Annotated in this window: 25 protein-coding genes and 3 tRNA genes; 15 read left to right on the top strand and 13 right to left on the bottom strand. The window is 55.6% G+C overall.

What is annotated here, in order from left to right; genetic code table 11:
* Window positions 1-108 precede the first annotated feature (108 nt).
* Together QOL67_RS13865 and QOL67_RS13860 are read right to left on the bottom strand one after the other, a co-directional pair.
* Window positions 109-183, bottom strand: a tRNA-Gly gene (locus QOL67_RS13865).
* Between the two features lie 168 nt (window positions 184-351).
* Window positions 352-426, bottom strand: a tRNA-Gly gene (locus QOL67_RS13860).
* A 128-nt stretch (window positions 427-554) separates the two neighbouring features.
* On the opposite strand from QOL67_RS13860, the gene QOL67_RS13855 reads away from it, so the two are divergent.
* Both QOL67_RS13855 and QOL67_RS13850 read left to right on the top strand, forming a co-directional pair.
* Window positions 555-929, top strand: a complete 375-nt coding sequence (locus QOL67_RS13855) for a hypothetical protein (protein WP_283426572.1) — start codon at window positions 555-557, stop codon at window positions 927-929.
* 19 nt (window positions 930-948) lie between these two features.
* The gene (locus tag QOL67_RS13850; protein WP_283426571.1) at window positions 949-1845 is read left to right on the top strand and encodes a YHYH protein; all 897 of its coding nucleotides are present in this window, start codon (window positions 949-951) and stop codon (window positions 1843-1845) included.
* Window positions 1846-1960: 115 nt separating this feature from the next.
* On the opposite strand, the gene QOL67_RS13845 is transcribed toward QOL67_RS13850, so the two are convergent.
* On the bottom strand, window positions 1961-2797 hold the full coding sequence (locus QOL67_RS13845) for an isocitrate lyase/PEP mutase family protein (RefSeq protein ID WP_283426570.1): 837 nt from the start codon (window positions 2795-2797) through the stop codon (window positions 1961-1963).
* A gap of 221 nt (window positions 2798-3018) precedes the next feature.
* Here QOL67_RS13845 and ctaD point away from each other — a divergent pair, with 221 nt between their 5' ends.
* From ctaD to QOL67_RS13825, 4 genes are all read left to right on the top strand, one after another.
* Entirely contained in the window at window positions 3019-4692 is a 1674-nt protein-coding gene (ctaD, locus tag QOL67_RS13840) for a cytochrome c oxidase subunit I (protein WP_283426569.1), read from the top strand.
* 84 nt (window positions 4693-4776) lie between these two features.
* Window positions 4777-5406 carry a class I SAM-dependent methyltransferase gene (locus QOL67_RS13835; protein WP_283426568.1) on the top strand — a complete coding sequence of 210 codons (630 nt, stop codon included), beginning with the start codon at window positions 4777-4779 and terminating at the stop codon, window positions 5404-5406.
* Between the two features lie 106 nt (window positions 5407-5512).
* A complete protein-coding gene (locus QOL67_RS13830; RefSeq protein WP_283426567.1) occupies window positions 5513-6013 on the top strand; it encodes a DUF2244 domain-containing protein in 501 nt (166 codons plus the stop codon).
* A gap of 235 nt (window positions 6014-6248) precedes the next feature.
* A complete protein-coding gene (locus tag QOL67_RS13825; protein ID WP_283426566.1) occupies window positions 6249-6557 on the top strand; it encodes an EthD family reductase in 309 nt (102 codons plus the stop codon).
* Between the two features lie 18 nt (window positions 6558-6575).
* On the opposite strand, the gene QOL67_RS13820 is transcribed toward QOL67_RS13825, so the two are convergent.
* On the bottom strand, window positions 6576-7652 hold the full coding sequence (locus QOL67_RS13820; protein ID WP_283426565.1) for an Mrp/NBP35 family ATP-binding protein: 1077 nt from the start codon (window positions 7650-7652) through the stop codon (window positions 6576-6578).
* Between the two features lie 246 nt (window positions 7653-7898).
* Here QOL67_RS13820 and QOL67_RS13815 point away from each other — a divergent pair, with 246 nt between their 5' ends.
* Window positions 7899-8114: a DUF1127 domain-containing protein gene (locus QOL67_RS13815; protein WP_283426564.1), complete on the top strand. Its 216-nt coding sequence runs from the start codon at window positions 7899-7901 to the stop codon at window positions 8112-8114.
* A 481-nt stretch (window positions 8115-8595) separates the two neighbouring features.
* Here the strand turns inward: QOL67_RS13815 and QOL67_RS13810 are convergent, their stop codons facing one another.
* Window positions 8596-9225: a glutathione S-transferase family protein gene (locus QOL67_RS13810; protein WP_283426563.1), complete on the bottom strand. Its 630-nt coding sequence runs from the start codon at window positions 9223-9225 to the stop codon at window positions 8596-8598.
* A gap of 78 nt (window positions 9226-9303) precedes the next feature.
* Window positions 9304-11745 carry an ATP-dependent helicase gene (locus tag QOL67_RS13805; RefSeq protein ID WP_283426562.1) on the bottom strand — a complete coding sequence of 814 codons (2442 nt, stop codon included), beginning with the start codon at window positions 11743-11745 and terminating at the stop codon, window positions 9304-9306.
* Window positions 11746-11870: 125 nt separating this feature from the next.
* Between QOL67_RS13805 and QOL67_RS13800 the strand changes: the two genes are divergently transcribed.
* Window positions 11871-13007 (top strand): alpha-hydroxy acid oxidase, encoded by a 1137-nt coding sequence (locus tag QOL67_RS13800; RefSeq protein ID WP_283426850.1) that lies wholly within the window; start codon window positions 11871-11873, stop codon window positions 13005-13007.
* Window positions 13008-13011: 4 nt separating this feature from the next.
* Here the strand turns inward: QOL67_RS13800 and QOL67_RS13795 are convergent, their stop codons facing one another.
* Window positions 13012-13473 carry a rhodanese-like domain-containing protein gene (locus QOL67_RS13795; RefSeq protein ID WP_283426561.1) on the bottom strand — a complete coding sequence of 154 codons (462 nt, stop codon included), beginning with the start codon at window positions 13471-13473 and terminating at the stop codon, window positions 13012-13014.
* A 225-nt stretch (window positions 13474-13698) separates the two neighbouring features.
* Here QOL67_RS13795 and pyc point away from each other — a divergent pair, with 225 nt between their 5' ends.
* Window positions 13699-17139: a pyruvate carboxylase gene (gene pyc / locus QOL67_RS13790; RefSeq protein WP_283426560.1), complete on the top strand. Its 3441-nt coding sequence runs from the start codon at window positions 13699-13701 to the stop codon at window positions 17137-17139.
* Between the two features lie 99 nt (window positions 17140-17238).
* Here pyc and QOL67_RS13785 read toward each other — a convergent pair whose 3' ends face one another.
* From QOL67_RS13785 to lipB, 3 genes are all read right to left on the bottom strand, one after another.
* The gene (locus tag QOL67_RS13785) at window positions 17239-17676 is read right to left on the bottom strand and encodes a c-type cytochrome (RefSeq protein WP_283426559.1); all 438 of its coding nucleotides are present in this window, start codon (window positions 17674-17676) and stop codon (window positions 17239-17241) included.
* 165 nt (window positions 17677-17841) lie between these two features.
* Window positions 17842-17970 (bottom strand): hypothetical protein, encoded by a 129-nt coding sequence (locus QOL67_RS13780; protein ID WP_283426558.1) that lies wholly within the window; start codon window positions 17968-17970, stop codon window positions 17842-17844.
* Window positions 17971-18495: 525 nt separating this feature from the next.
* On the bottom strand, window positions 18496-19146 hold the full coding sequence (gene lipB, locus QOL67_RS13775) for a lipoyl(octanoyl) transferase LipB (RefSeq protein ID WP_283426557.1): 651 nt from the start codon (window positions 19144-19146) through the stop codon (window positions 18496-18498).
* A 200-nt stretch (window positions 19147-19346) separates the two neighbouring features.
* On the opposite strand from lipB, the gene QOL67_RS13770 reads away from it, so the two are divergent.
* Window positions 19347-19433, top strand: a tRNA-Leu gene (locus QOL67_RS13770).
* Window positions 19434-19506: 73 nt separating this feature from the next.
* Here the strand turns inward: QOL67_RS13770 and QOL67_RS13765 are convergent.
* The 3 genes from QOL67_RS13765 to QOL67_RS13750 form a co-directional block, all read right to left on the bottom strand.
* Entirely contained in the window at window positions 19507-20028 is a 522-nt protein-coding gene (locus QOL67_RS13765; RefSeq protein WP_283426556.1) for a CBS domain-containing protein, read from the bottom strand.
* A gap of 310 nt (window positions 20029-20338) precedes the next feature.
* Window positions 20339-20581, bottom strand: a complete 243-nt coding sequence (gene nqrM / locus QOL67_RS13755; RefSeq protein ID WP_283426554.1) for a (Na+)-NQR maturation NqrM — start codon at window positions 20579-20581, stop codon at window positions 20339-20341.
* Between the two features lie 22 nt (window positions 20582-20603).
* Window positions 20604-21629 (bottom strand): FAD:protein FMN transferase, encoded by a 1026-nt coding sequence (locus QOL67_RS13750; RefSeq protein ID WP_283426553.1) that lies wholly within the window; start codon window positions 21627-21629, stop codon window positions 20604-20606.
* 227 nt (window positions 21630-21856) lie between these two features.
* Here QOL67_RS13750 and QOL67_RS13745 point away from each other — a divergent pair, with 227 nt between their 5' ends.
* Genes QOL67_RS13745 through nqrE form a run of 5 tightly spaced genes read left to right on the top strand, consistent with a single transcriptional unit; the run spans window position 21857 to window position 26462 of the window.
* Complete coding sequence (locus QOL67_RS13745; RefSeq protein ID WP_283426552.1) at window positions 21857-23197, top strand: Na(+)-translocating NADH-quinone reductase subunit A; 1341 nt, start codon at window positions 21857-21859, stop codon at window positions 23195-23197.
* A 2-nt stretch (window positions 23198-23199) separates the two neighbouring features.
* Window positions 23200-24399, top strand: a complete 1200-nt coding sequence (locus QOL67_RS13740; protein ID WP_283426551.1) for an NADH:ubiquinone reductase (Na(+)-transporting) subunit B — start codon at window positions 23200-23202, stop codon at window positions 24397-24399.
* The gene (locus QOL67_RS13735) at window positions 24392-25201 is read left to right on the top strand and encodes a Na(+)-translocating NADH-quinone reductase subunit C (RefSeq protein ID WP_283426550.1); all 810 of its coding nucleotides are present in this window, start codon (window positions 24392-24394) and stop codon (window positions 25199-25201) included. The genes QOL67_RS13740 and QOL67_RS13735 overlap by 8 nt, the downstream gene beginning before the upstream one ends.
* Entirely contained in the window at window positions 25201-25854 is a 654-nt protein-coding gene (locus tag QOL67_RS13730; protein WP_283426549.1) for an NADH:ubiquinone reductase (Na(+)-transporting) subunit D, read from the top strand. The genes QOL67_RS13735 and QOL67_RS13730 overlap by 1 nt, the downstream gene beginning before the upstream one ends.
* On the top strand, window positions 25854-26462 hold the full coding sequence (gene nqrE / locus QOL67_RS13725) for an NADH:ubiquinone reductase (Na(+)-transporting) subunit E (protein WP_283426548.1): 609 nt from the start codon (window positions 25854-25856) through the stop codon (window positions 26460-26462). The genes QOL67_RS13730 and nqrE overlap by 1 nt, the downstream gene beginning before the upstream one ends.
* Window positions 26463-26471 lie beyond the last annotated feature (9 nt).

Below are 26471 nucleotides of genomic sequence, written 5' to 3'. Positions count from 1 at the left end.
AGATCCGGCGGGCGTACTTATTGCGCCCGTCACCGCAACCCATTCAGATTATGTGAGAAAAGCAAAAGGCGCCGGAAAGTCCTGGCGCCTTTTAGCGTTTGATCCAAATGGAGCGGGCGAGGCGATTCGAACGCCCGACCCTAACCTTGGCAAGGTTATGCTCTACCCCTGAGCTACGCCCGCACCGTTTGGATGGCCGTGATTTAGCGCCCCCCATGGCAGACCGCAACCCCCAATTCGAAAGAAATCCCTTCAATCGGGTAGAATTTTTCAAGACTGAAGAAACACCCAGAAACGCGAAAAGGCGCGGATAAATCCGCGCCTTGTTCACTCTCTCCGCGAGGGAGATATTGGAGCGGGCGAGGCGATTCGAACGCCCGACCCTAACCTTGGCAAGGTTATGCTCTACCCCTGAGCTACGCCCGCTTCCTTGGGTGAGGCGTGGAATATAAAGAGTCTCGGCGGGCTGCAAGAGGAAAATGTCGCCTCACAGAAAAAAATGTGTTTTTGATTTTTCACCGACGGAACCCAAAAGAGAGCGCGTATTACCTCCCATGACAGACACCAAACTGACATTCACGCGCCGCAGTGTTCTGGCCACCCTATTGATGGCACCTGTAGGTGCACTTGCGCATTCTGGCCATGGTATGGGCCACCTGACGGTGACCACAACGGTCACACGGCGCCGCAAGCACCGTCTGGATTTGGTGCTGACATTTTACAACGCCGGAACCGCCGCAATGACGCTTGAAGCCCTTTCAACCGATGTGGCCCAGCTGTCAGGATTGAAACTGCCCTTCGAAATCCCCGCTGGCGGACTTGAAGAGCAAAAGCTGACTTTGCGTTTTGACGATGCGGTGCCTGGCATTTTCACCCTGTTGTTGGATTTTGGCGAAGACGGGCAGGGGCCTGTGACCGTCATGCCGTAGGGTTTCTGGAGGGAAGCACATGACTTTGTTGGAGAACGTAAAACTCGGCCTCTTGGCCGTGGCCATTGTGGTGGGCGCCGCCGCCAGCAGCGACGCACAAGGCCGCCCACCCATGCGGCAACACACGGCCACAGAAACGGAACCGTTGCAATTGGTGAAAGCCAGCAAAAATGCCGGCCGCAGTAAGGTCAGCATTTCCAAGAAAGGCACCAAGCGGGTGATCAGGTCCAATGGGATCCCATCCCATAAAGTTGGTCGCTTCCCCAACAGCGGCAATCCCCATCGCATCGAGGCGCAGAATTATCAGTTCACCGTACCGCTCAGCCCTAAAAAAGCGGCGCGTAGTGTGCAAGGCCACCTTGGCACGTTTGGCGTCGCAGTTAACGGCGTGCCGTTTGATCCCGGTGCGGCGGAGTTCTGGCGCGGCAACCCGCGCTCCGGCTGGCAATATGAGGCTCTCGGGGGCGCGGTGCCGCTTGGCTTGGATGCCAACTACGCCCATGTGCAACCAACCGGTGCGTATCACTATCACGGTCTGCCCGTGGGCTTGATGCAGAAACTGGGGTGGTCACGCCACGCTGAGTCGCCGTTGATTGGCTACGCGGCTGACGGCTTCCCAATCTACGCCATCACCGCCACGGTGAAAGGCCGCGTCACGCACATGACCAGCTCCTACCGTCTCAAATCCGGCAATCGCACTGGCAACGGACCCTCCGGCCGCCACGACGGCGCTTTTGTGCAGGACTATATGTATGTTTCAGGCGCTGGCAGTTTAGACGCGTGCAACGGCGCTTTTGTAAAAACCACTGATTATCCAAGAGGCACTTATGCTTACTTCCTGACGGACACTTTCCCGGTGATCCCCCGCTGTCACAAAGGCACGCCAGACAGCAGCTTTCAGAAACGCCGTCCATGATAGGTGTCCGGTTCACGAATGTCTTCGAGATGTGACAACCCGGCGCCAGTGTCCCGGCGCCGCATGTCTTGGAGCACCTGAAACGCCCGCGCCCCCCAACGCGGGCGTTTCTTTGTTAGGCACGTGTGGTGGGCGCCGCGCGCATCAGCCCCATAAGTTCGGTTCCCGGCATGGCTTTGTCCGCATAAGCAAACTCGCCGTCTTGCAAAACCGCCCGCATCGCCTGTTGCACCGCGCCATACGCCAATCGCGCGAGAGAGCCACCAACGCTGACTCGCTTTACGCCCGCTTCAGACAATTCCTGAACCGTGAAAAAGGGCGGCCGCAGCCCCATTACCACATTCACTGGTTTACCGACTTCGGAACACACCGCCCGAATTGCGTCGAGATCAGGCAACCCCGGCGCATAGAGCACATCCGCGCCCGCCGCCTCAAATGCTTGCAATCGCGCAATGGTGTCTTTCAGGTCCGGCCGCCCGTGCAGATAGTTCTCTGCCCGTGCGGTCAACACAAACTGATGTGCTTTGGCCGCTTCCGCCGCGGCCGCTATTCGCTCTACCGCCAGCCCCATGTCCATGATGCCGCCATCCTCGCCGCCGGTCGCATCTTCAAGCGAGCCGCCAATCAGGCCAACCTCTGCCGCCATGGCGATGGTTTTGGCACATGTCTCAGGCGCCAAACCAAACCCATCTTCCAGATCTGCCGAGACTGGCAAGTCAGTTGCAGTCACAATCTCCGCCGCATTAGAGAGAATCGCCGCCCGGGTCATGCTCTCCGCGCCATCTCGCAACCCTTGAGTCACCGCCGCCCCTGCACTGGTGGTTGCCAAAGCGCCAAAACCTTCCGCCGCCAGCACCCGCGCGCTGCCCGCATCCCAGGGGTTTGGCATGACAAAGGCGCTGTCACCGGTGTGCAGGCCCAAAAATGCCGTGTATTTCTGATCTCTGCGCATGTCCTGATTCCTCCGTGACCCTCACCACCTTAGCGTGAATTTGGAACAAAGGTTGAACAAATCGCCTCGATCCCAGCACCAAACACGCCCCCCTGCGACAATTTTTTTGATCTATATCAAATACTGTGATTGCGACGCCGCGCTCAGCACCCTAAAACGGCCGGGAACCAGGCGTAAGCGGGATTCCGCCCGCCCAGATATAATTCAACAGGAGGCAACGCATGGCAGACGCAGCCATTCAAGGCCAGGACCATCACGACGAGCGCGGTTTTTTCACCCGCTGGTTCATGTCCACAAACCATAAGGACATTGGCATCCTTTATTTGATCATTTCGGCGCTTGCCGGTCTGATCTCCGTTTTCTTCACAGTGCTGATGCGCTTGGAGCTGATGGATCCGGGTGTTCAATACATGTGCCTGGAAGGCGCGCGCTTCTTGGGCGGCGGCGACGGTCCCTGTACGCCAAACGGCCACCTGTGGAACGTTTTGATCACCTATCACGGCGTCCTGATGATGTTCTTTGTGGTCATCCCGGCGCTGTTTGGCGGCTTTGGCAACTACTTCATGCCGCTGCAAATTGGTGCGCCGGATATGGCGTTCCCACGGATGAACAACCTGTCTTTGTGGCTGTATGTGGCGGGTACTCTGTTGGGTGTCGCTTCGATGTTGGCGCCTGGCGGCAATGACCAGCTTGGCTCTGGTGTGGGGTGGGTGCTCTATCCGCCGCTTTCCACCAACGAAGGCGGCATGTCGATGGACCTCGCGATCTTTGCGGTGCACGTCTCCGGTGCCTCATCGATCCTGGGTGCGATCAACATCATCACCACCTTCCTGAACATGCGTGCCCCTGGCATGACCCTGTTTAAAGTGCCTCTGTTTGCTTGGTCCATCTTTGTGACCGCGTGGCTGATCCTTCTGGCCCTGCCAGTTCTGGCCGGCGCAATCACCATGTTGCTGACCGACCGAAACTTCGGCACCACCTTCTTTGACCCTGCTGGCGGCGGCGACCCGATCCTGTATCAGCACATCCTGTGGTTCTTCGGCCACCCGGAAGTGTACATCGTGATCCTGCCAGGCTTCGGCATCATCTCCCACGTGATTGCGACCTTCGCGCGTAAGCCGGTCTTCGGTTACTTGCCTATGGTTTGGGCGATCATCGCGATTGGCGCGCTGGGCTTCGTTGTTTGGGCGCACCACATGTACACCGTGGGCATGTCACTGACGCAGCAGTCCTACTTCATGCTGGCCACCATGGTCATCGCGGTGCCAACGGGCGTTAAGATCTTCTCTTGGATCGCCACCATGTGGGGCGGCTCCATCGAGTTCAAAACCCCAATGCTCTGGGCCTTTGGCTTCCTGTTCCTCTTCACCGCAGGTGGTGTGACCGGGATCGTTCTGAGCCAAGCCTCTGTGGACCGCTACTACCACGACACATACTATGTGGTTGCGCACTTCCACTACGTGATGAGCCTCGGTGCTGTGTTTGCCATCTTTGCCGGTATCTACTTCTACTTCGGCAAAATGACTGGTCGTCATTACCCTGAATGGGCGGGCAAGCTGCACTTCTGGACATTCTTCATTGGCGCCAACCTGACCTTCTTCCCACAGCACTTCTTGGGTCGTCAGGGCATGCCACGTCGCTACATCGATTATCCGGAAGCCTTCGCATACTGGAACAAGATCAGCTCCTACGGCGCGTTCCTGTCCTTTGCTTCCTTCCTGTTCTTCTTCGGCATTGTGATCTACTCGCTGCTGCGCGGCGCGAAAGTGACCGAGAACAACTACTGGAACGAGTACGCGGACACTCTGGAATGGACACTCCCATGCCCACCACCAGAGCACACCTTCGAAATCCTGCCAAAGCAGGAAGACTGGGACAAAGGCCACTCTCACTAATGTGAGGCCTCTCAGTTAACAGATCTAAGAGGCCCCGGCGCAGCACTGCCCGGGGCCTCTTTCTTTTCAATTGAGGTGATTTCAATGTCATCCACTCCGGACTTCGCAACGATCAAAGCGGGCATGGCAGACGTTTATGAGCGTCAGGCCGAAGCATGGGACATCGGGCGTGACACCACTCTGCGCGAGCGCGACTGGCTTTCCCGCTGGCTGGAGGGCTTACCAACGCCATCCGCACTGCTTGATCTGGGCTGCGGGTCCGGGCGCCCGCTGGCGGCTTACCTCACAAACCTAGGTCACGGCCTCACCGGTGTTGATGCCAGCGCCGCCATGATCGACCGGGCACAATCCAACGTGCCACGCGGCGCGTTTCAGGTCGCTGACATGCGCCAGTTCGACCTTGGCCATACCTTTGATGCTATCCTCAGCTGGGATGCGTTTTTCCACCTCAGCCCCGGTGAGCAACGCGCGGCGTTGCCGGTGATTCTCAACCACCTCAAACCCGGCGGTCACCTGCTTCTGACGGTGGGAGACGATGAAGGCGAAGTCACAGGTATCGTTGCCGGAGAGCCGGTCTACCACGGCAGCCTGTCTCCGGCTGAATACCTCAACATTTTGCAAGCCGAGGGGTTTGCTGACATCACCTATACGCCCAACGACCCATCGGTTTTGGGCCGCTATGTTTTGCTTGCGCGCGGCAAAGGCACGGCATGAGCTGCACTCGCGACATCTTCGCTTTCTCATTCCCCAAATATCCCGGGGTGAATTGCGCGCCTGCGCGCTAGAGGGGCTGGCCCCTCCCTGTCACAAGGTTCCCCAAATGCCGTATCGCTGGACCAAGCCTCGATCCCCCGATCAACCTGTCCTAACGCTTTGGCCACACCGCTCTTTGCCGCGCCGCGGGTTCGCCGCGATGATTCTGTTTGCATTCATCATGGGAACGCTCCCGCTATATGGCCTCTTGGGGTCGGTGGCGCTCTGGGGCATCCTACCGTTTACCCTGATCATGGTGGGCGGGCTCTGGTGGGGGCTGGAGCGCTCTTACAAAGACGGCGAGATCCTGGAAGAGCTTAGCTTGCAAGGCGATATACTGCACCTGCGTCATGTCCCGGCGCGTGGCGCTGCCCAAGAGTGGGCCTGTAACGTCTATTGGGTCCGGGTTGAGCTACATGCCCACGGCGGACCCGTGGCGGACTATGTGACACTCTCAGGCAATGGGCGCAGTGTGGAGATTGGCAGCTTCCTGTCAGAGGAGGAGCGCAAGCAACTCTATGCCGACCTTGATGATTTCCTGCGTGACAAGGTTTCACCGCAACACTGAACGCGCGTTGCCGGAAGGGGCTGTTGCCCGCGCGGTGCTGTCACGCTTTTCCTGATTCGATCCATTCCAGGGCGCTCAAAAACGCACTCCCGCAAAACTGTCGTAATACAGACGTTTTACCGACGTGATTTTTGGAGGCTTTTGCGGGGCAACAGCAGGTTAATTCCCCCGAATTTTGCGCCAAATGCGATCCACTGCTAGGCTGCCTTCCACACCGTCAGAGGAGGGAAATATCATGGCTGTCACACTACAAGTGCTGTACCCAGTGGGCGAGGGCACCACTTTTGATCACGCGTATTACGCCACCACCCACATGGACTTGGTTGGAGAGCATATGGGGGCCCACATCGCCAGCGCTCAGGCGTCCAAAGGGCTCGCTGGTGGCCCGGACGTGCCTGCGCCGTTTCACGCGATTGCAACAATTACCTTTGCAAATCAAGAGGCTATGGATGTCGCGATGAAGGCGGCCGGTCCCGTGATGGCGGACATTGCCAATTTCACCAACATTCAGCCGCAGATCCTAATTGGCGAGATCTACGGCTGACTATAAGGCAGGGATGGCTTAGGCCATCCCACCCCGCACCAGGCCGCTGGCAATCTGCGCATAGGCCTGCGCCATGTCGCTGTCCCCAGCGGCAATTGGCGTGCCGCCATCTCCAGCAAGCCGCGTGTCCAGATCTATTGGCAGCGCCCCAAGCAGCGGCACGCCAAGCTTTTCAGCCTCCGCCGCCACGCCGCCGTGACCAAAGATATGCGCCTCATGTCCACACTTTGGACAGTGGAAAAGACTCATGTTTTCAATGAGTCCCAGCACTGGCGTCTTCAGTTGATCAAACATGCCAAGCGCCTTGCGCGCGTCGAGCAAAGCCACATCCTGCGGTGTGCTCACCACAATGGCACCGGTCAGTTCCGTCTTCTGACACAGCGTCAATTGCACGTCGCCAGTTCCGGGCGGCAAGTCCACAATCAACACATCCAGATCACCCCATTGCACCTGGGTTAACATCTGCTGCAACGCGCCCATTAGCATCGGTCCCCGCCAGACAACCGGCTTGTCGTCGTCCAGCATGAAGCCCAGCGACATGATGGTAACGCCATGGGCCTCAAGCGGAATAATGGTTTTCCCATCGGGACTTGCGGGCCGTTTGTTGACACCCATCATACGTGGCTGACTTGGACCATAGATGTCCGCATCCAGCAAACCCACTTTGCGGCCTTGCTTGGCCAACGCCACAGCGAGGTTGGACGACACGGTGGATTTGCCCACGCCCCCTTTGCCGGAGCCCACCGCAAGTATGCGATCCACGCCAGCGACTTTCATCGGTCCGGATTGGGGTTTTGGATGTCCGCCAATTTTTAGACTGGGTGCCGGTTGTTTGGGGGCAGGGGCGCTCTCATGCGCCGTCAATGCCACCTGCACCGAGTCGACCCCGTCCAGCGCGGCAACGGCCGCTTCCGCCATTTTACGCAACGGCTCCATCAGCCGTGCTATATCAGGGTTGGGCGCTTCAATAACAAACTGCACAGAACTTTCGCGAATGCTCAACGCGCGAACAAAATCGCGGGACATCAGATCGCCACCGTCTGGCAGCGCAATTTTTTGCAAAACGGCCTGTACTTCTTCTTTGCTGACGGACATGCACAACTCCTATGCTGCAAGTGCACAATTGCGGCACTTTCTCATTTTGGATGTAAGAATTCGTTTACATTTCTTCAACCAATTCCGCACCTTGGTTAATTTCTCTCTAGTTTACCTTGACGTAACGTCTGGTATTCGCTGAATGCATAACTGCTTTGCCAAGGCAGCTATTGTGCAGATGCAGCATCAGCCTATATCACCAACACAACAGCGAACAGACACTCTACCAGACTGAAAGAAACGACAATGGCATATGTAGCAAACCATACCTCCTTGGCAGCACCTAAAGCCTCCGGCCTTTCGGTTTTTTTCGCCAACGCAGCAGAACGCTTCCGTCAGTACCGCGTTTACCGCGCGACGTACAATGAGCTGAATCAGCTCTCTGACCGCGAACTGGCCGACTTGGGTTTGAGCCGCTCGATGATCCGCCGCTTGGCGATTGAAGCAAGCCGCGAGGCATAAGAATTCGGAAGGCCGCTCCTCCCTCAGGCCTTCCACTACTGCGACGATACCTCTCCTCCTCCCTGGTGTCGTCGTAGCGAACACAGGACCAGAACGGTCCAATGAGCTCAAGTTGCTCCTCTCCTCCTCCCTGGAGTGACTTGAAATAGCGACGGCACCTCTCCTCCTCCCTGGTGTCGTCGCACAAAATTCGGGCCCATTGGCCCAACGGTATCAAGCGCCCTCGCTCCTCCCTGAGGGCACTTGAAACTAGAGCGACGGTGCCTCTCCTCCTCCCTGGCACCGTCGCACTTGAAATTCGATCCCGTCGCGGGGTCACCGGCATCAAGGCGCTCTCTCCTCCTCCCTGAGCGCTTTGTGTGAAGCGCGGCGACATCTCTCCTCCTCCCTGATGTCGCCGCTGCCTTCTCTCCCCAAAACACTGACGCACAACAAAAAAAGGCGCCCCGAAGAGCGCCCTAAGAGTGGGTTGATGGTGGCCTTACGCTTTTGCGCTGGGGCGGGAGGAAATCTTGTCGAGCCAGGCCTGGGTGGCCGTGTTTTCCTCGGGTGGGGTCATCTTCACGATTCGCGCAAAGTCGCAAAACACGTAACCGGTGATATCCGCCATAGTGAAACTGTCGCCGGCCAGCCAGGGGCGCTCCTGCAAGCGTTTCTCCAATGTGGTGTAAAACAGTTGCAAGCGCTTGACTCCACGTTCGGCCAGCACCGGGATTTGGTCATAGTTGACAGCCCCAGGCAGCGCGCGGCCTTTGAGGGCAGGGGAGGCATTGCGCAGCGTTTCGGCAATCGACATGCCGCCATGAAACTCACAAATCGCGTTCCACATCAGCACTGAACCCTTTTCGTCTGGCGTGGCGCCCATCAACGGCGGCTCGGGTTGAAAGGCCTCAAGATAGCCAGCAATCGCTATGTTCTCAGTGAGGTTCAGCCCTTCGTCAGTGGTGAGAACCGGCACCGTACCGTGTTGATTCAGCGCCAAAAACTCCGGCGCGCGGTGGCCATCATTGCGCAGATCGACCTGCCGCGTTTCTATCTCTAGCCCTTTTTCAGCAAGGAACATGCGCGCCCGCCGTGGGCTGGGCGCTGTCGCGCAATCATAGAAAATCATGAGGTCCTCCTGTCTGGACCTCCAGTCAACGAAGCTGGCGGAAAACTGTCAACTGCGCGCCCAGGCATCGACGCAAGGTCAGAACGGAATGTCATCAGTCGCGCTGATGAAGCGCGCGACAACCTTCTTTTCTCCCGCTTTTTCAAAGTTGATGGTCAGCTTGTCACCCTCAATTCCGGTCACAGCGCCATAGCCAAACTTTTGATGGAATACGCGGTCGCCAACGGTAAAGCTGCTCACTGCTGTGAGGTCAATTGCGGCGGCCTTGCTTTCTTTTGGTTGGCTTGTGCCATATTGTCCTGCGCGGGATTGCAGACGTTTCCAGCCTGGAGAGTTGTATCCATCTGCTTTCATGGCAGAGCTTTCCAACCCTGACTGGCCAAAGCCTCCGCCAGAATCACGTGACCCTCCGCTGTGACCATACAGGCCGGGCGGGGTGAGGACTTCGACATTTTCGTCAGAGAGTTCATCAATAAACCGACTTGGCATTTGATTCTGCCATTGGCCAAACACACGGCGGTTCCCAGCAAAGGAAATTGTGCAAATCTCTTCGGCCCGCGTGATGCCCACGTAAGCCAACCGCCGTTCCTCCTCGAGGCCCTTGATGCCGGTCTCATCCATAGAGCGCTGAGATGGAAATAGCCCATCTTCCCACCCGGGCAGGAACACCGCAGGGAACTCCAACCCTTTGGCGGCATGCAGCGTCATGATTGAAATCTTCTGCTCCGCATCCTCGCTTTCATTGTCCATGATTAGGCTGACGTGCTCTAGGAAGCCTTGAAGGTTGTCGAACCCTTCCAAGGCTTTGACCAGTTCCTTTAGGTTTTCCAGCCGCCCCGGTGCTTCCGGTGTTTTGTCATTCTGCCACATGGCCGTGTAACCCGCCTCGTCCAGAATCACCTGCGCCAGTTCAACATGGTTCAACTCGGCATGACCTTCCTGAAGCCGCATGGTGGTTTGTGTGACGCCATCATCAATGACGTCGTCGTCATCCAACGGCACCTCGATAACAGGCGCGGTGCCTTGCTTGCGCCAACGGTCTATTCCGTCAATCAAGATGCCCAGCTCTTTAGCGCCTTTGCCGCCAATGCCCTTTTCTTCAAGCAGGATACGAGCGCCTTCTACAAGGCTCACGCCGTTGGCACGCGCAGAGGTCTGAATTTTCTGTTGTGCCACATTGCCTAACCCGCGCTTGGGTGTGTTCACGATGCGCTCAAATGCCAGATCGTCGTCCGGGCTGACCACCACGCGGAAGTAGGCCATCGCGTCGCGGATTTCCAAACGCTCATAGAATCGTGGCCCGCCAATCACGCGATAGGGCAGTCCGATGGTGAGGAACCGATCCTCAAACGCGCGCATTTGGTGGGAGGCTCGCACCAGAATCGCCATGTCTTCTAGGGACTTGGGGTCACTGCCACGCGTGCCACGCTGCATGGCCTCAACTTCTTCGCCTACCCAACGGGCTTCTTCATCTCCGTCCCAATGACCAATCAGACGTACTTTCTCGCCCATGTCAGCCTCGGTCCAAAGCTCCTTACCAAGCCGGTTTTCATTGCCGCGAATAACATTGGAGGCTGCGGCCAGAATATTGCCAGTGGAGCGGTAGTTTTGTTCCAGCCGCACCACATGCGCACCGGGAAAATCCTTTTCGAACCGCAGGATGTTGCCCACCTCAGCCCCGCGCCAACCATAAATCGACTGATCATCATCCCCCACGCAACAGATGTTCTTGTGCGCCGAGGCCAGAAGCCGCAGCCACAGATACTGCGCCACGTTGGTATCCTGATATTCGTCCACAAGAATATAGCGGAACCAGCGTTGATAGTTGGCCAGCACATCCGGGTGGTCCTGAAAAATCGTGACCATATGCAAAAGCAGATCACCAAAATCCACCGCGTTGAGTTCTTTCAGGCGGGTTTGATATTGCGCGTAGAGCTGCCCGCCCATGTGATTGTAAGCCCCTGCATCAGCGGCAGGCAGTTTTTCGGGCGTCAGCGCCCGGTTCTTCCAGCCATCAATCAGTGAGGCCAGCTGTCGCGCGGGCCAACGTTTGTCATCGATATTGGCTGCGGCCACCAATTGCTTGAGCAAACGCAATTGATCATCGGTGTCCAGAATCGTGAAATTGCTCTTCAGTCCCACCAGTTCGGCATGGCGGCGCAAAAGTTTCACGCAGATCGCGTGAAAAGTGCCCAGCCACGGCACGCCTTCGATCTGATGCCCCAACATGTTGCCAACACGGTTTTTCATTTCCCGCGCAGCTTTGTTGGTGAAGGTCACTGCCAGAATCTCGTTTGGCCGTGCGCGATTGGTGTTGAGTAGATGCACAATCCGCGCAGTCAGGGCTTTGGTTTTGCCGGTGCCAGCACCAGCCAACATCAAAACCGGACCGTCCAGTTTCTCAACCGCTTCGCGTTGGGCGGGGTTGAGTTGGTCAAGATAAGGCATCGGGCGTGGAGCCATGGCCCGCGCCGACAGGGAGGCACCTTCGAAGGCGTCAAATTCGTCAAAACTGCTCATGGACGTCACCCTATCGCAAACCACGGAGAGGCAAAAGCCTGTTCTTCTTATGTTCCATTGAAGGTTGAGCGGCCAAAATGCAAGTCGCGCTGGACATTTTTCATAGGGCGTATGACGGTCCCCATATGGATTTTCATGCCCAATACCCCGCCTTGAGCGACTTGCGCAGTCGCGCCCAAAAGCGCGTTCCCAAGTTTGTTTGGGAATATTTGGATAGCGCTACAGGGGAAGAACACACAAAGGCGCGTAATCGTCAAAAGCTGGATGAGGTCTTGTTTGTACCGTCCATCTTGCATGGCGAGAGCGCACCAGAGGTGTCTGGGTCTCTCATGGGGCAAGTTTATGATCTTCCGGTGGGAATTGCGCCTGTAGGCATGTCGGGGCTCATATGGCCCAACGCAGAGAAGACCTTGGCGCGGGCTGCTGTCGCCGCCAATATTCCCTATACGCTCAGTACCGTTGCGACACAGACGCCAGAAGATTTGGCACCGGATATTGGGCAAAATGGATGGTTTCAGCTCTACCCACCTCGCGACGAAGACATTCGCAAAGACTTGTTGCAGCGGGTCAAAGCAGCTGGCTTCTCGACACTGGTGTTGACGGTGGATGTCCCTTCCGCAAGTCGGCGCGAACGGCAAGTGCGGTCCGGCCTGACAACGCCGCCCAAACTCACGCCCCGCTTACTTGCGCAGGTTGCCATGCGACCGGCCTGGGCTTTGGCAACAGCACAGTCAGGCATGCCGCGTATGAAACTGATTGATGACTACGCCGGGCAGATGTCTGGTTTGAGCTCTACTGCCCACGCGGGTTACCTGCTGCGCACTTCTCCGGATTGGGACTATGTGCAGTGGTTGCGTGATAATTGGGAGGGGGCTTTTGTTGTGAAAGGCGTGTTGCGCCAGGCAGATGGCGCAAAGCTTGAAGCCATGGGCGTGGATGCGCTTTGGCTCTCCAATCATGCGGGCCGGCAGTTCGATGCGGCGCCAACGCCAATTGAGGTGCTGCCTAATATCCGTGCGGCGACGAGACTGCCGTTGATCGTCGACAGCGGCTTTGAAACCGGCCTGGATATCCTGCGGGCTTTGGCCCTGGGGGCAAATTTTGTGATGATGGGACGCCCGTTCCACTACGCGATTGCGGCGTTAGGTGCAGGCGGTCCAGCGCATTTGGTTGATATTCTCCAGCAAGACCTGCGTGCCAATATGGGGCAACTTGGCCTGGAACACTTTTGCGACGTTCCAAACGGACTTCAACCTTTCTAACGGATCAGTTAGCGGTCAGGTCTTTGGGCATGGCCTCATAAGCCTCATTGGCACTGACGATAGGCAATCCAGATGGAATCCAACCTTTGCCACGCGGGCCGCCAAGCATGCCCTCGGTAACGTCCAGCACACCGTTGATGCCATTTTGTGCAAACAGCTCCATCAAGCGGCCGCTTCGGTTGCCGGATCGACAGATGACTGCCACATCGCGGTTTGGGTTTCGTTTCAGTGTCGCCATGATCCAACGGCCAAAGTCCTGTTCCCGCATGTCAAGCGGCCAGGCCCCTTCGGCCACGCCACTGTCCTGCCATTCTTGCGGGGTGCGCACGTCAATCAGGATCAGTTCGCCAGATTGCACGCGGGCATAGGCCTCCTCAGCGGTGAGTGTTTTTGAATCTGCAAAGGCGCCAGCTGGGATCAGGGTGAGCAAGCCAAGGGTCAGAGAAAAGCGACGACGGGTCAGCATTTTTACATTCCATATTTTGATTATTAAGCACATGGCGTGAGAGTTTGCGCAATTCAACTGCGCAGAAACGCTGTTCACGGTAGTTTTATTCCGTTCGGAAACAACTCGAGCGCAAAATGTAACAGAAATATTTCAGAATCAGGGTCAGTGGGTATTGCGCTGCGGTGCGGCGAGCTTGTAGCAATTCGGTCAAACACCGACAGTGCCATAGAGGGGACCCTGCCGATGCCTGAATTTTCCAAAATCCTGATTGCCAACCGTGGCGAAATTGCGATTCGTGTGATGCGCGCTGCCAACGAGATGGGTAAGAAGACCGTGGCGGTCTTTGCTGAGGAAGACAAACTTGGTCTTCATCGCTTTAAAGCGGACGAAGCTTACCGCATCGGTGAGGGGTTAGGGCCGGTAGCTGCCTATCTGAGTATTGATGAAATCATTCGCGTGGCCAAGGAGTGTGGCGCAGATGCGATCCACCCGGGCTACGGTCTGCTGTCTGAGAACCCGGATTTTGTGGATGCCTGTACGGCCAATGGCATCACTTTCATTGGCCCGAAGGCGGAAACCATGCGTGCGCTGGGCGACAAAGCCTCCGCTCGTAAGGTTGCCGTTGAAGCAGGCGTGCCAGTCATTCCCGCAACGGATGTGCTCGGTGACGAAATGGATGCGGTAAAGAATGAAGCCGCTGACGTTGGCTATCCCCTGATGTTAAAAGCATCCTGGGGCGGCGGCGGTCGCGGTATGCGCCCGATTTTTAGTGAAGACGAACTTGAAGAGAAGGTTTTGGAAGGTCGCCGGGAAGCCGAAGCCGCCTTTGGCAATGGTGAAGGTTACCTAGAGAAGATGATCACGCGTGCGCGCCACGTGGAAGTTCAGATACTTGGCGACACCAAAGGCAACATCTACCACCTGTATGAACGTGACTGTTCCGTGCAGCGCCGCAATCAGAAAGTGGTGGAACGGGCCCCTGCGCCCTACTTGTCTGAAGCGCAGCGCGAAGAGATTTGTGAGTTGGGTCGAAAAATCTGCGCCCATGTGAACTATGAATGTGCCGGGACCGTCGAATTCCTAATGGATATGGAAAGCGGCAAGTTCTACTTCATCGAAGTGAACCCGCGGGTGCAGGTCGAGCATACTGTGACTGAGGAAGTCACTGGTATCGACATCGTTCAGGCGCAAATCCTGATTGCGGAAGGCAAATCTCTGGCGGAAGCCACCGGAAAGTCCAGCCAATACGACATCCGGTTGAATGGTCACGCATTGCAAACCCGTGTGACCACGGAAGATCCACAAAACAACTTCATTCCGGACTACGGCCGCATCACAGCGTACCGATCCGCAACCGGAATGGGCATCCGTTTGGATGGCGGCACTGCATACGCAGGTGGCGTGATCACGCGCTACTACGACTCATTGCTGACCAAAGTTACCGCATGGGCCCCAACCCCGGAGAAGGCTATCGCCCGTATGGATCGTGCTTTGCGCGAATTTCGTGTGCGGGGCGTGTCCACCAACATCGCTTTTGTCGAAAACCTGCTGAAGCACCCGACGTTTCTCAACAATCAGTACACGACCACGTTTATTGATGAGACTGAGGAATTGTTTAACTTTGAAAAGCGTCGCGACCGGGGCACCAAAGTACTCACCTATATCGCCGATATCTCTGTAAACGGGCATCCGGAAACCACTGATCGCCCGATGCCGGCTGCGGACCTAAAAGAACCCGTGCCTCCGGCCAAACATGGTGACATCAAACCTGGCACGCGTAACTTGCTGGACGAGCATGGTGCACAGGCTGTTGCCAATTGGATGAAAGATCAGAAAAGGCTGCTTCTGACAGACACAACCATGCGTGACGGGCATCAGTCCTTACTCGCAACTCGTATGCGGTCTATCGACATGATCAAAGTGGCGCCGTCTTATGCCGCCAATCTTTCTGATCTGTTCTCTGTGGAATGCTGGGGCGGCGCGACCTTTGATGTGGCGTATCGTTTCTTGCAGGAATGCCCATGGCAGCGTTTGCGTGATCTGCGTGTGGCTATGCCAAATGTGTTGACCCAGATGTTGCTGCGCGCTTCCAATGGTGTGGGCTACACTAACTATCCAGACAACGTGGTTGAAGCTTTTGTGAAGCAGGCCGCCGAAACCGGTGTTGATGTGTTCCGTGTGTTTGACAGCCTGAATTGGGTTGAGAACATGCGCGTGGCCATGGACGCGGTCATTGACAGCGGCAAAATTTGTGAGGGCACAATTTGCTACACTGGTGACATCCTCGATCCGAACCGCGCCAAGTATGACATCAGCTACTACGTCAATATGGCGAAAGACCTCGAAGCCGCGGGCGCACATGTGCTTGGCCTCAAGGATATGGCTGGCCTGTTGAAACCAGCCTCCGCGCGTGTGTTGATTAAGGCGTTGAAAGAGGAAGTGGGTTTGCCAATTCACTTCCACACCCACGACACGTCTGGCATTGCTGCGGCGACAATCCTCGCAGCGGCAGATGCTGGTGTGGATGCAGTGGATGCCGCTATGGATGCATTCTCTGGCGGCACATCGCAGCCATGCTTGGGATCGATTGTCGAGGCCACGCGCAATACGGATCGCGACACCGGTTTGGACATTAAGGCTGTGCGTGAAATCAGCGACTATTGGGAAGGCGTCCGCGCGCAGTACACCGCTTTTGAAAGCGGTCTGGCAGCCCCTGCGTCTGAGGTTTACTTGCACGAAATGCCTGGTGGCCAGTTCACCAACCTTAAGGCACAGGCGCGCAGTCTTGGGCTTGAAGAACGCTGGCACGAAGTTGCGCAGACCTATGCTGACGTAAACCAAATGTTTGGTGACATTGTTAAAGTGACACCGTCATCCAAGGTGGTGGGTGACATGGCACTTATGATGGTGTCGCAGGGTTTGACTCGTGATGAGGTGGAAGACCCAAGCACAGATCTGTCCTTCCCAGACTCGGTTGTCGACATGTTGCGCGGCAACCTTGGTCAACCGCATGGCGGTTTTCCATCAGCCATCATAGACAAAGTTCTTAAAGGCGAGAAACCGAACCTCGAACGCCCTGGAAAACACCTCGAGCCAATTGACCTTGAGGCCAGTCGCGCCGAAGCCTCAAACGAACTCAACGGGTTTGAGGTGGATGATGAGGATCTCAACGGCTACCTCATGTATCCAAAAGTCTTCCTCGACTACATGGGGCGTCACCGCCAATATGGCCCAGTGCGTGCGCTTCCAACCAAAACCTTCTTCTACGGTATGGAGCCAGGTGAAGAAATCGCAGCTGAAATTGATCCGGGCAAAACGCTTGAAATTCGTCTTCAAGCGATCGGTGAAACCGATGAGAACGGCGAAGTGAAAGTCTTCTTTGAGCTCAATGGTCAACCTCGAGTTATCCGTGTTCCCAACCGTTTGGTGAAAGCGTCAACAGCGTCGCGGCCCAAAGCGGAAGTTGGAAACGCCAATCATATCGGCGCACCAATGCCAGGTGTTGTGGCCTCTGTGGCAGTCTCGGTGGGGGCGCAAGTGAAAGAGGGCGATCTCCTCTTGACCATTGAGGCCATGAAAATGGAAACCGGTATTCATGCGGAACGTGATGCAACCATTAAGGCTGTTCATACCTCAGCAGGTGGCCAGATCGATGCCAAGGACCTGTTGATTGAGCTGGAATAACAGTTGAGTGCTTTGCGTTAAGGCGCATGCTCAATCCAGTTGAAAAGAGCCCCATGCAGTGTTCGCTGCGTGGGGCTCTTTTGCTAAGATGCGTATGTCTTATTCTGATTTTTCTTCGACTTCTGCTTCGGCAGCTGGAGCTAGAGATGCGAGGTAGGCAAAAACATCGTCGCCACCCTTTTTCAGCTTGAAGGACATTTTGGACTTCGTGGCGTAGCCGTTATCGCCCAGCCACGCTTTGGGATCGACAACATAAGCCGCCAGAGCCTCTTCAGTCCAAGTCACACCGGCTTCATTGGCTTCCAAGAGGCCTGCGCCGTATTTGAAGTCTTCAGAGCCAATGGTCCGACCAACAATGCCGTAGAGGTTTGGTCCGGTTTTTCCACCTTTGTACAGCACGTCACCGTCCGGGTTCACAACCGAGTGGCATGCTTTGCACCTCTTGAATGCCTTTTCACCGGCTTCAACGTCGCCTTCGGCAGTGGCGGGCGAAGCGACGAGTAGAGCCGCCGTGGCTGCTGCAACAACAAACTTCATGAGAGATTCCTCGTTAGATGTTCAAAAAATTGGCGCGTATTTCCTTGACTGGAGTTTCGGTCAATGAGGCGCGATGTGCAAATCAATTTACGCCGGAATAGGACCAATGGACAGCAGCCGCGACGATCGGGCGCGGGGGAATCTGCTGTGGTGGGGGCGAATTGTTTAGAAGCGGAAGAGCAGTTTCAGGGTTGCTTTGGTGTCATCTTCCGCATTGCCGGTGCGTCTTGCTTTGGAGGTGTGTTGGAACAGCTCCAAGTTAAGCGCCAATCCACGGTCAAGCGGCCGTTCCACGCCGACCCCCACAACTCCATCGGTTGCGCCAGGCTGTCCCCCACCAGAAAATACACCGTAAATGGCAGTGTTTTGCACCTCAAAGCGAATCCTATCCTTTAGTGACCCCCGGCGTGCGGGCCTTGTGGCGTGCTGCGGTGACGTAGACTCCGAAAGTTCCAAAGCACGATTGTTTTCGATTGTGCGGGAAAGACTGGGGGAAGGGAGGGTCAAAACGCCCGTGGATTGGCCGGCAAAATTGCCCAATTCTCCAAGGACGGATGTGTCCATTTTGGCAACAGTTTCCTGGGCAATAGCAGCACCAGATAGGACCGTTATTCCAAGATACACAGACGTGAATACGGTACGCAGCAGCATAAGGTGTTCCACCTTTTTTCCATAAAACGCATTGTGAAACGTGAGAATCACACAGGCTAGGCAACATCACAGACAGCGTTTCTAATCCTGAGATTAGCTCTGAGATAGTTAACAAACGGTTCGCGTGCTGCGTGTGGTCTCAGTTGGAAGGTTGCTCTGAGACGGAGTCTAGCTGCCAAAGATTTCTCCAAATTGGCGTTTGAGCGCAACGTCGACGTCATCCATTGTAACCGGAAGTCCCAGATCGACGAGGGACGTGACGCCGTGTTCGGTAATGCCACACGGGACAATGCCATCAAAATGGGAGAGGTCGGGTTCCACATTTACCGAAATGCCGTGAAAACTCACCCACCGTTTGAGCCGAATACCTATGGCTGCGATCTTGTCTTCGGCTTTGTGACCGTTGGCCTGTAAGGGTTTGTCGTCCCGCGCAATCCAGACCCCAACGCGGCCGTCACGAATTTCGCCTGAGAGGTTGAAGTCGGCCAATGTCGCGATTACCCAGGCTTCGAGATTTTTCACAAATGCGCGGATGTCTTTGCCACGTTTGTTGAGATCCAGCATGACATAGACCACCCGTTGTCCTGGCCCGTGGTAAGTGTATTGACCACCGCGTTTTGCCTCAAACACTGGAAATCTATTCGGATCCGTCAAATCTTCCCGTTTGGCAGAAGTTCCTGCGGTGTAGAGCGGCGGGTGCTCCAGAAACCAGATACATTCGTCTGCGTCGCCACGCGCGATGGCTTCTGCGCGATTTTCCATGAATGAAAGTGCTTGGTCATAGTCGACCAGAGTGTCGGAGTGAATCCATTCCACCATTTTAAGCCTCGTTCCGCTGCCGTCACAGTCCCACCTAAGCTTCTCTTCGGAACGGTGCAATCTTTGTAGCGAGTCGAGCGTTTGAAATGAGGAAATTTTGACCTGACTTCAGCCAACCGGAAAAAAAATCAGTGCCCGTCATTTTTCGCTTCACATCCCCAACCAGCGGCGGTATTAGCCCCTCACCCACCAGGGCAAGTGCGGTCGTGGCGGAATTGGTAGACGCGCAGCGTTGAGGTCGCTGTGGGGTAACACCCGTGGAAGTTCGAGTCTTCTCGACCGCACCAAATCTCTCAAATGATTTGATTTTCAAGGGCCGATCACTCGGCCCTTTGTTTTTTCGCGGCGGCTGTACAGGGGTTAGCCAACAATCAGTTGCTTAAGCTGCAGCGCCTCATGTTCAAGCTCCATAAGGCGATAATTGACCAGATCTCCAATTGTGACCATCCCGACAAGCCCCGAGGCATCGGCGATTGGCATGTGCCGGAACCGACCCTCTGTCATGCGGCGTAAAACTGACACCATTGGTTCATCAGGCGTGCAAGTCTGCACTGATGTGGTCATCACTTCTGATACTTGTTTTGGAAGCGTTTGGCCGGGGGTTTCGGCGAGTTTTCGAACGATATCACGCTCTGACAAAATGCCCTGAAGCGCTCCGTTTGCGTCCGTGACCAAAAGGGCCCCAATCCCGCGTTCCTTTAGCACTTTGACGGCGTCTCCGAGCGTATCTTGGGGGCGAATCGAAAAAACACTGTCGCCTTTCTGGTCCAGAATATTTTTGACCGTGGCGACATCGGAGGCCGTGTTTGTGTCCGTGGTTTGGCTCCTGGATTTGGTTTTGGCCTCCGACTTGCGATTCGGGGCTTGATAGGAACTGGGCATTTAAGGCTCCTTGCGTAGAAAATTCTCTGTCTCTATGTGTCCAGCCTAACTGTTGAATCTGCTTTTGGGGATTTTTCTTTTGCCTGACGTTGTGCTTTCGCCGTGGCTAGCCACTGTGCTTTTTGTTTTGGCTTGCTTGGCGGGCCATCGCTATCGCTGTGTGTGGAAAGAGGAGGGGCCGCGTTGGCAGCTTTGGCTGTTTGGATTGACAGCTGCGCTGTGTCTTTTGAGCGTGGGCTTGATGCCCATCGCAACAAATGGATAAGGCGCCTCAAAGAGACGCCTTCGGAATTCCACAGATTGAACGGGGTTAGATGCGATCTTCTTCCTGCATCTGCTCCAGCATTTTCTTAGCACGGGGGCACTGCAGGCGTTCGCGAAGAGGGCTGTCCGGGTCAATGTCTTTGCTGCACACAACACATTTGTCTGCACCACTTATGGCATTTAGGCCACCACAGGAGCCTTTAATCGTGCGCCCACGAAACATCACACCAACAGCCATTCCCAGCGTGACCAGAAGCAGCAATACAAATGTGAGCATAAAGGTTTCCATCGCTTAGTGTCCTTTGAAGAGGTTAGCTATGTTGAATGCTGGCGAATTGATCGGTGGCGTAGGTTTTGAAGTGCATCTTACCAGATGTGACCTCACGGTCGATAAACAAGGCCGCGAGATTTTGACGCTCTGCAATTTCCATGCCGCGGTCTTTGCCAAGCACCAGTAGGGCTGTTGCCCAGGCGTCCGCCAGCATAGCGTTTTGCGTCAAAACGGTCACGGAGGCTGTGGGGTGCGTCACTGGGCGGCCTGTTTGCGCATCAATGATGTGACTGTAGCGGACGCCCTCTTGCTCAAAGTAGTTTCTGTAATCGCCCGATGTGGCCATGCCAAGGTTAGAAACACCGAGTACTTTGAGGAAGCTGCGCTGTCGTGCGTCAGGTGTTTCAATGGCGATTTGCCATGGCATGCCTTCAGCATTCTGGCCTGAGGTGATGATGTCACCGCCAATTTCCACCATGAAGTCAGTGACACCCAACGCGCGCAGCGCGTCCCCGAGGCGGTCCACACCATAGCCTTTTCCAATTGCGGACAAATACATCTGTGTGCCGTCACGGGATTTTGTCAGGGTGCTGCCTTCCAGCAAGACAGTGTTCGTCTGCCCCACGGAATGCATGGCTTCGGTCACATCACTGTCGCTGGGAATGCGGCTGGTTGGTTTTTGCGCTCCAAACCCCCAGAGATCTATTAATGGCCCCAAAGTCAGATCGAATTGACCATCGCTGTTTTTGTGTACGCCATTGGCGGCGTTCAAAAGTGTTAGCATGTCGGCGCTCAAAGTGTGGGGGGTGTCGGCTGAGAGCGCGTTGATCTGAGAAATCTCGGAGACCGGATTCCAGTTGGACATCTTTTGATCAATATCCGCCAGCACAGCATCAATGGCGGCCTTGAGACCACCTTCATCCAAGCCGCCGGGTGGCTCAACGGCCACCACCGTGTAGGAGGTGCCCATTGTCTGCCCGCTTAACAAAAGATCCGCTGCGCCGCGCTTGCAGGCAGCAAGCGCCAAGGTCATGAAGATAAAGCTGCGTCGAGAGAGAGCGGTCATTCTAAGAAGTTCTCTGTGCGGTGCGGGAACAAAACAAGGCCGTGGCCTGGATTTTCAGGGCTGCGAGGTATCCGCATTGTTGTTGACGATCTTTATTGCTCTCAAGGGGGAGAAACAATAGAAAAGTGGCAGTTTAAGGGCTGGTTGCGCGCGCGTGGAACACGTATAGGCATGCGCGACAGATCAGAAAATCGAAGACGAACCAGAAACGACGGGATGTGATTGACGTGCAGCATTTTGCGCTCAAAAAAGGCCTGAATCTTCCGATTACCGGCGCGCCGGCCTCGGGAGAGATACACGACGCCGCCCCGGTGAAAACCGTGGCCGTGTTGGGAGGCGACTATATAGGACTGAAGCCGCGTATCTCCGTGTCAGAAGGAGATGTAGTGGCCGCAGGTGATCCAATTCTTACGCATAAGGACACGATGGACGTCAAAGTCGTCTCTCCTGTGTCTGGGCGTGTGAAGGCGATCAACCGCGGCGCACGGCGGCTTTTGCTTAGTGTGGAAATCGAAGTTGATCCTTCGGCGGCCGAACCAAAGGACTTTGCGGCAGTAGGCGATGTGTCTACCCGGGGCGGTCTGGTGGAGCGGCTTTGCGCTGCAGGGCTTTGGACGTCGTTCCGCACGCGGCCTTATTCGAAGGTTCCGACACCGGATGCTGCACCTGCTGCGATCTACGTAAACGCGATGGACACAGAGCCTTTGGCGGGGGATCCTGAGGTTGTGATCGCAGACGCTGGCGATGCCTTTGTTCAGGGCTTGGTTGCAATCACAAAACTGACCGACGGCGCAACGTATCTGTGCCATGCGCAGGGCGCCAATGTGCCAAGTGCTGATGGCGTGACAGTGGCGACCTTCTCTGGTCCGCATCCTGCTGGCTTGGCTGGTACGCACATGCATTTCTTGGAGCCACCTTCGGCGTCCAAAACCGTGTGGACCATCGGGTTTCATGATGTGATCGCCATTGGGCGTTTACTGGAGGCTGGCAAGATTGATGCCAGTCGCGTTGTCGCGCTGAGCGGCCCACTGTGTGACAAGCCACGATTAGTTCGCACTGTTGAAGGTGCCTCGCTCCTCGAACTGACCAAAGGTGAATTTTCATCTGATCTACCCGTACGCTTGGTGTCCGGCTCTGTTTTGAGCGGCCACGCAGGAGAAGATGTTGTCACTTTCTTGGGGCGCTACGCCCGTCAGGTGACAATTATGGAAGAGGATCACAAGCAGATCCTGATGGGCTGGATCCGCCCGATGTCTTCCAAGTATAGCCTTTTGCCCGTCTTGGGTTCTGCTTTTTCTAAAAAGCTTTACCCGCTAAGCACCAATTTGAATGGCGGTCGCCGGGCAATGGTGCCGCTGGGTACCTTCGAAAAACTAATGCCGCAGGACTTCCTGCCAACACAACTGCTGCGAGCTTTGTTGGTGATGGACACAGACGAAGCGCAAAAGCTGGGCGCTCTGGAGCTGGACGAAGAAGACCTCGGTCTCGTGGGGTTCTCTTGTCCTGCAAAATATGAATATGGCGAAGCGCTCCGCGATAGCCTGACTAAGATTGAGAGGGAGGGTTAACCATGGGGTTGCGCAACTTCTTTGATCGTATTGAGCCGCACTTTGTAAAAGGTGGCAAATACGAAAAACTGTTCCCGATCTATGAAATGGTCGAGAGCTTTATCTACACGCCTAAGGCTGTGACCAAAGCCGCGCCACATGCACGGTCTTACGTCGATATGAAGCGGATCATGACCTACGTCGTGATCGCGACCATCCCCTGTATCATCATGGGGCTGTATAATGTCGGTCTGCAGGTAAACTCGGCTTACGAGACAATCGACCCATCCGGCTGGCGAGCGTGGATCATCTCCTTGCTGGGCATAGGCTTTGACGCCTCAAACCCGCTGGCAAACTTTGCACATGGCTTACTGTATTTCTTACCCATCTACATCACCACACTGGTTGTTGGCGGTATTTGGGAAGTGTTGTTTGCCACAGTGCGTGGCCACGAAGTCAACGAAGGCTTCCTTGTAACCTCCATGCTCTTCGCACTGATCATGCCTCCAGCGGCCCCATTGTGGCAGGTGGCATTGGGCATCAGCTTTGGCGTGGTTATCGGTAAGGAAGTCTTTGGCGGTACCGGCAAAAACTTCCTCAACCCAGCTTTGACAGGGCGTGCCTTCCTCTATTTCGCATATCCGGCGAATATGTCCGGTGACACAATCTGGACGCCGGTGGACGGGTTCTCTGGCGCTACGGCTCTGTCGATTGGCGCGTCTCAGGGCTATCAGGAGCTGGCCGCAAACGGCATGAACTGGATGAACTCCTTTGTGGGGACTGTCCAAGGGTCTATCGGTGAAGTGTCCGCACTGGCTTGTCTGATCGGTTTGGCATTCCTGCTGATCACCAAGATCGCCAACTGGCGCTTGGTTGTTGGATGTATGGCCGGCATGATTGGCTTCTCATTGTTGCTTAACGTGATTGGTTCCGACACCAACCCAATGTTCGCAATGCCTTGGTACTGGCACTTTGTTGTCGGGGGCTTCGCCTTTGGCATGGTGTTCATGGTCACCGAGCCGGTGTCTGCCTCCCATACCAACATGGGGCGCTACATCTACGGGGCACTGATTGGGTTCATGGTTGTCATGATCCGCGTCATCAACCCAGCCTTCCCAGAAGGCATGATGCTCGCGATCCTCTTCGGTAACGTCTTTGCACCGCTGATCGACTACTTTGTTGTGCAAGCAAATATCAAACGGAGGGCCCGTCGTAATGTCTGACGCTCCCAACCAAAACAAAGGGCCCATTGCCCGCTTTCTGGCGGCTCCGCCGGACAGCGTTGGTAAGACGGTCTTCATTGCCGTAAGCCTCTGTCTTGTGGCCTCGATGATTGTGTCTGCTGTGTCTGTGGCGCTACGGCCGTTGCAGGAGCAGAATAAGCTCAAGGATAAACAGGCCAACGTTCTTCAGGTGGCTGGTCTTTTTGAGCCGGGCATGGACGTGCTGGAGGGGTTCAGTGTGTTTGAACCTCAGGTGGTTGAGCTGGAAACTGGCACCTTCACCGACGCGTTTGACGCGGCAACCTTTGATGACCGCGCCGCGGCGGCTGACCCTGAGCTTTCCGTGCGTCTAAGTGACGACCCGGCAGGCATTGGCCGTCAGACAAAATTCGCTACGGTCTACTTGCTGCGCAATGACGACGGGTCTCTGGATAAAGTGATCCTGCCGATCCATGGCTATGGCCTTTGGTCAACGCTTTATGGGTTCATCGCACTTGAAGAAAATGGCAACGACATCTTTGGCCTACAGTTCTACGACCACGGCGAGACACCGGGTCTGGGTGCTGAAGTGGACAACCCACGTTGGAAAACTCTTTGGGGTGGTAAGAAGCTGGCAGATGAAGATGGCAGCTTGCAGATCACTGTTGCCAAATCCGTGCCTCCTGCTGGCGTTGACTACCATGTTGATGCGCTTGCTGGCGCGACGTTGACGTCTGTTGGTGTCGACAACCTTGTGCGGTTCTGGATGGGCGAAGCTGGATTTGGCCCGTTCCTTGAAAATCTGAAGTCGGGAGGCATCTGATGGCCCAGACAAAACGAGACCTTCTGGTCGATCCGCTTGTCGACAACAACCCGATCACGCTTCAAGTGTTGGGCATCTGTTCTGCGCTGGCGGTGACATCTTCGCTGCAAGTTGCCTTTGTTATGGCACTCGCAGTGACAGCGGTTACCGGGTTCAGCTCGATGTTCATTTCAGTGTTGCGCAACCAAATTCCCGGTTCCATCCGCATTATCGTGCAGATGGTGATCATCGCTAGCCTCGTGATCATCGTGGACCAAGTGCTCAAGGCCTATGCCTATGAGATTTCCAAAACTCTGTCCGTGTTTGTTGGCCTGATTATCACCAATTGTATCGTTATGGGCCGTGCGGAGGCCTTTGCGATGAAGAACCCGCCAATTGACAGCTTCATTGATGGGGTTGGCAACGGTCTTGGTTACGGCGCGTTGTTGCTGGTTGTGGGTTTCATTCGTGAGCTGTTTGGCGCTGGCAGTTTGTTTGGCGTCACGATCCTGCCAACCGTGAACAACGGTGGCTGGTATGTGCCTAACGGCATGTTGCTTTTGCCACCTTCGGCGTTCTTCATCATCGGCTTGCTGATCTGGGCGGTTCGCGCCTGGAAACCAGAGCAGGTGGAAAAACGTGAATATAAAATTCAAGTTGTGGAGGGCCACTAATGGAAGGGCTTCTCTCTCTGGCCGTAAAGGCTGTCTTTGTTGAGAACCTTGCGCTCTCCTTCTTCCTCGGCATGTGTACGTTCATTGCCGTGTCCAAGAAGATCTCGACCGCGCTTGGCCTTGGTATCTCTGTGATGCTTGTGCAAGCCATTACGGTTCCGACCAACAACCTGCTTCTCACTTATCTGCTGGCGCCTGGTGCCTTGGCTTGGGCGGGCTTTCCAAATGTGGACCTGACCTTTCTTGGTCTGATTTGCTACATCGGCGTGATTGCGGCGATGGTCCAGATCCTCGAGATGGTGCTCGATAAGTTCTTCCCGCCGCTTTACAACGCGCTGGGTGTGTTCTTGCCATTGATCACCGTGAACTGCGCCATCCTGGGTGGCTCTCTCTTGATGGTGGAACGTGACTACAACTTCCCTGAGAGCATGACCTACGGCCTAAGTTCCGGCTTTGGTTGGGCATTGGCGATCACAGCAATGGCCGGTGTACGCGAAAAGCTCAAATACTCCGACATTCCCGACGGTCTTCAAGGCCTAGGCATCACCTTTATCACCGCAGGTCTGATGGCGTTGGCCTTCATGTCCTTCTCCGGCGTAAAACTTTAAGGAGTAGAA

The organism is Shimia sagamensis (assembly GCF_900182745.1).
Classification (GTDB): domain Bacteria; phylum Pseudomonadota; class Alphaproteobacteria; order Rhodobacterales; family Rhodobacteraceae; genus Shimia; species Shimia sagamensis.
The sequence above is the reverse complement of the archived record's forward strand: the minus strand, read 5'-3'. Positions and strand labels throughout refer to the sequence as shown.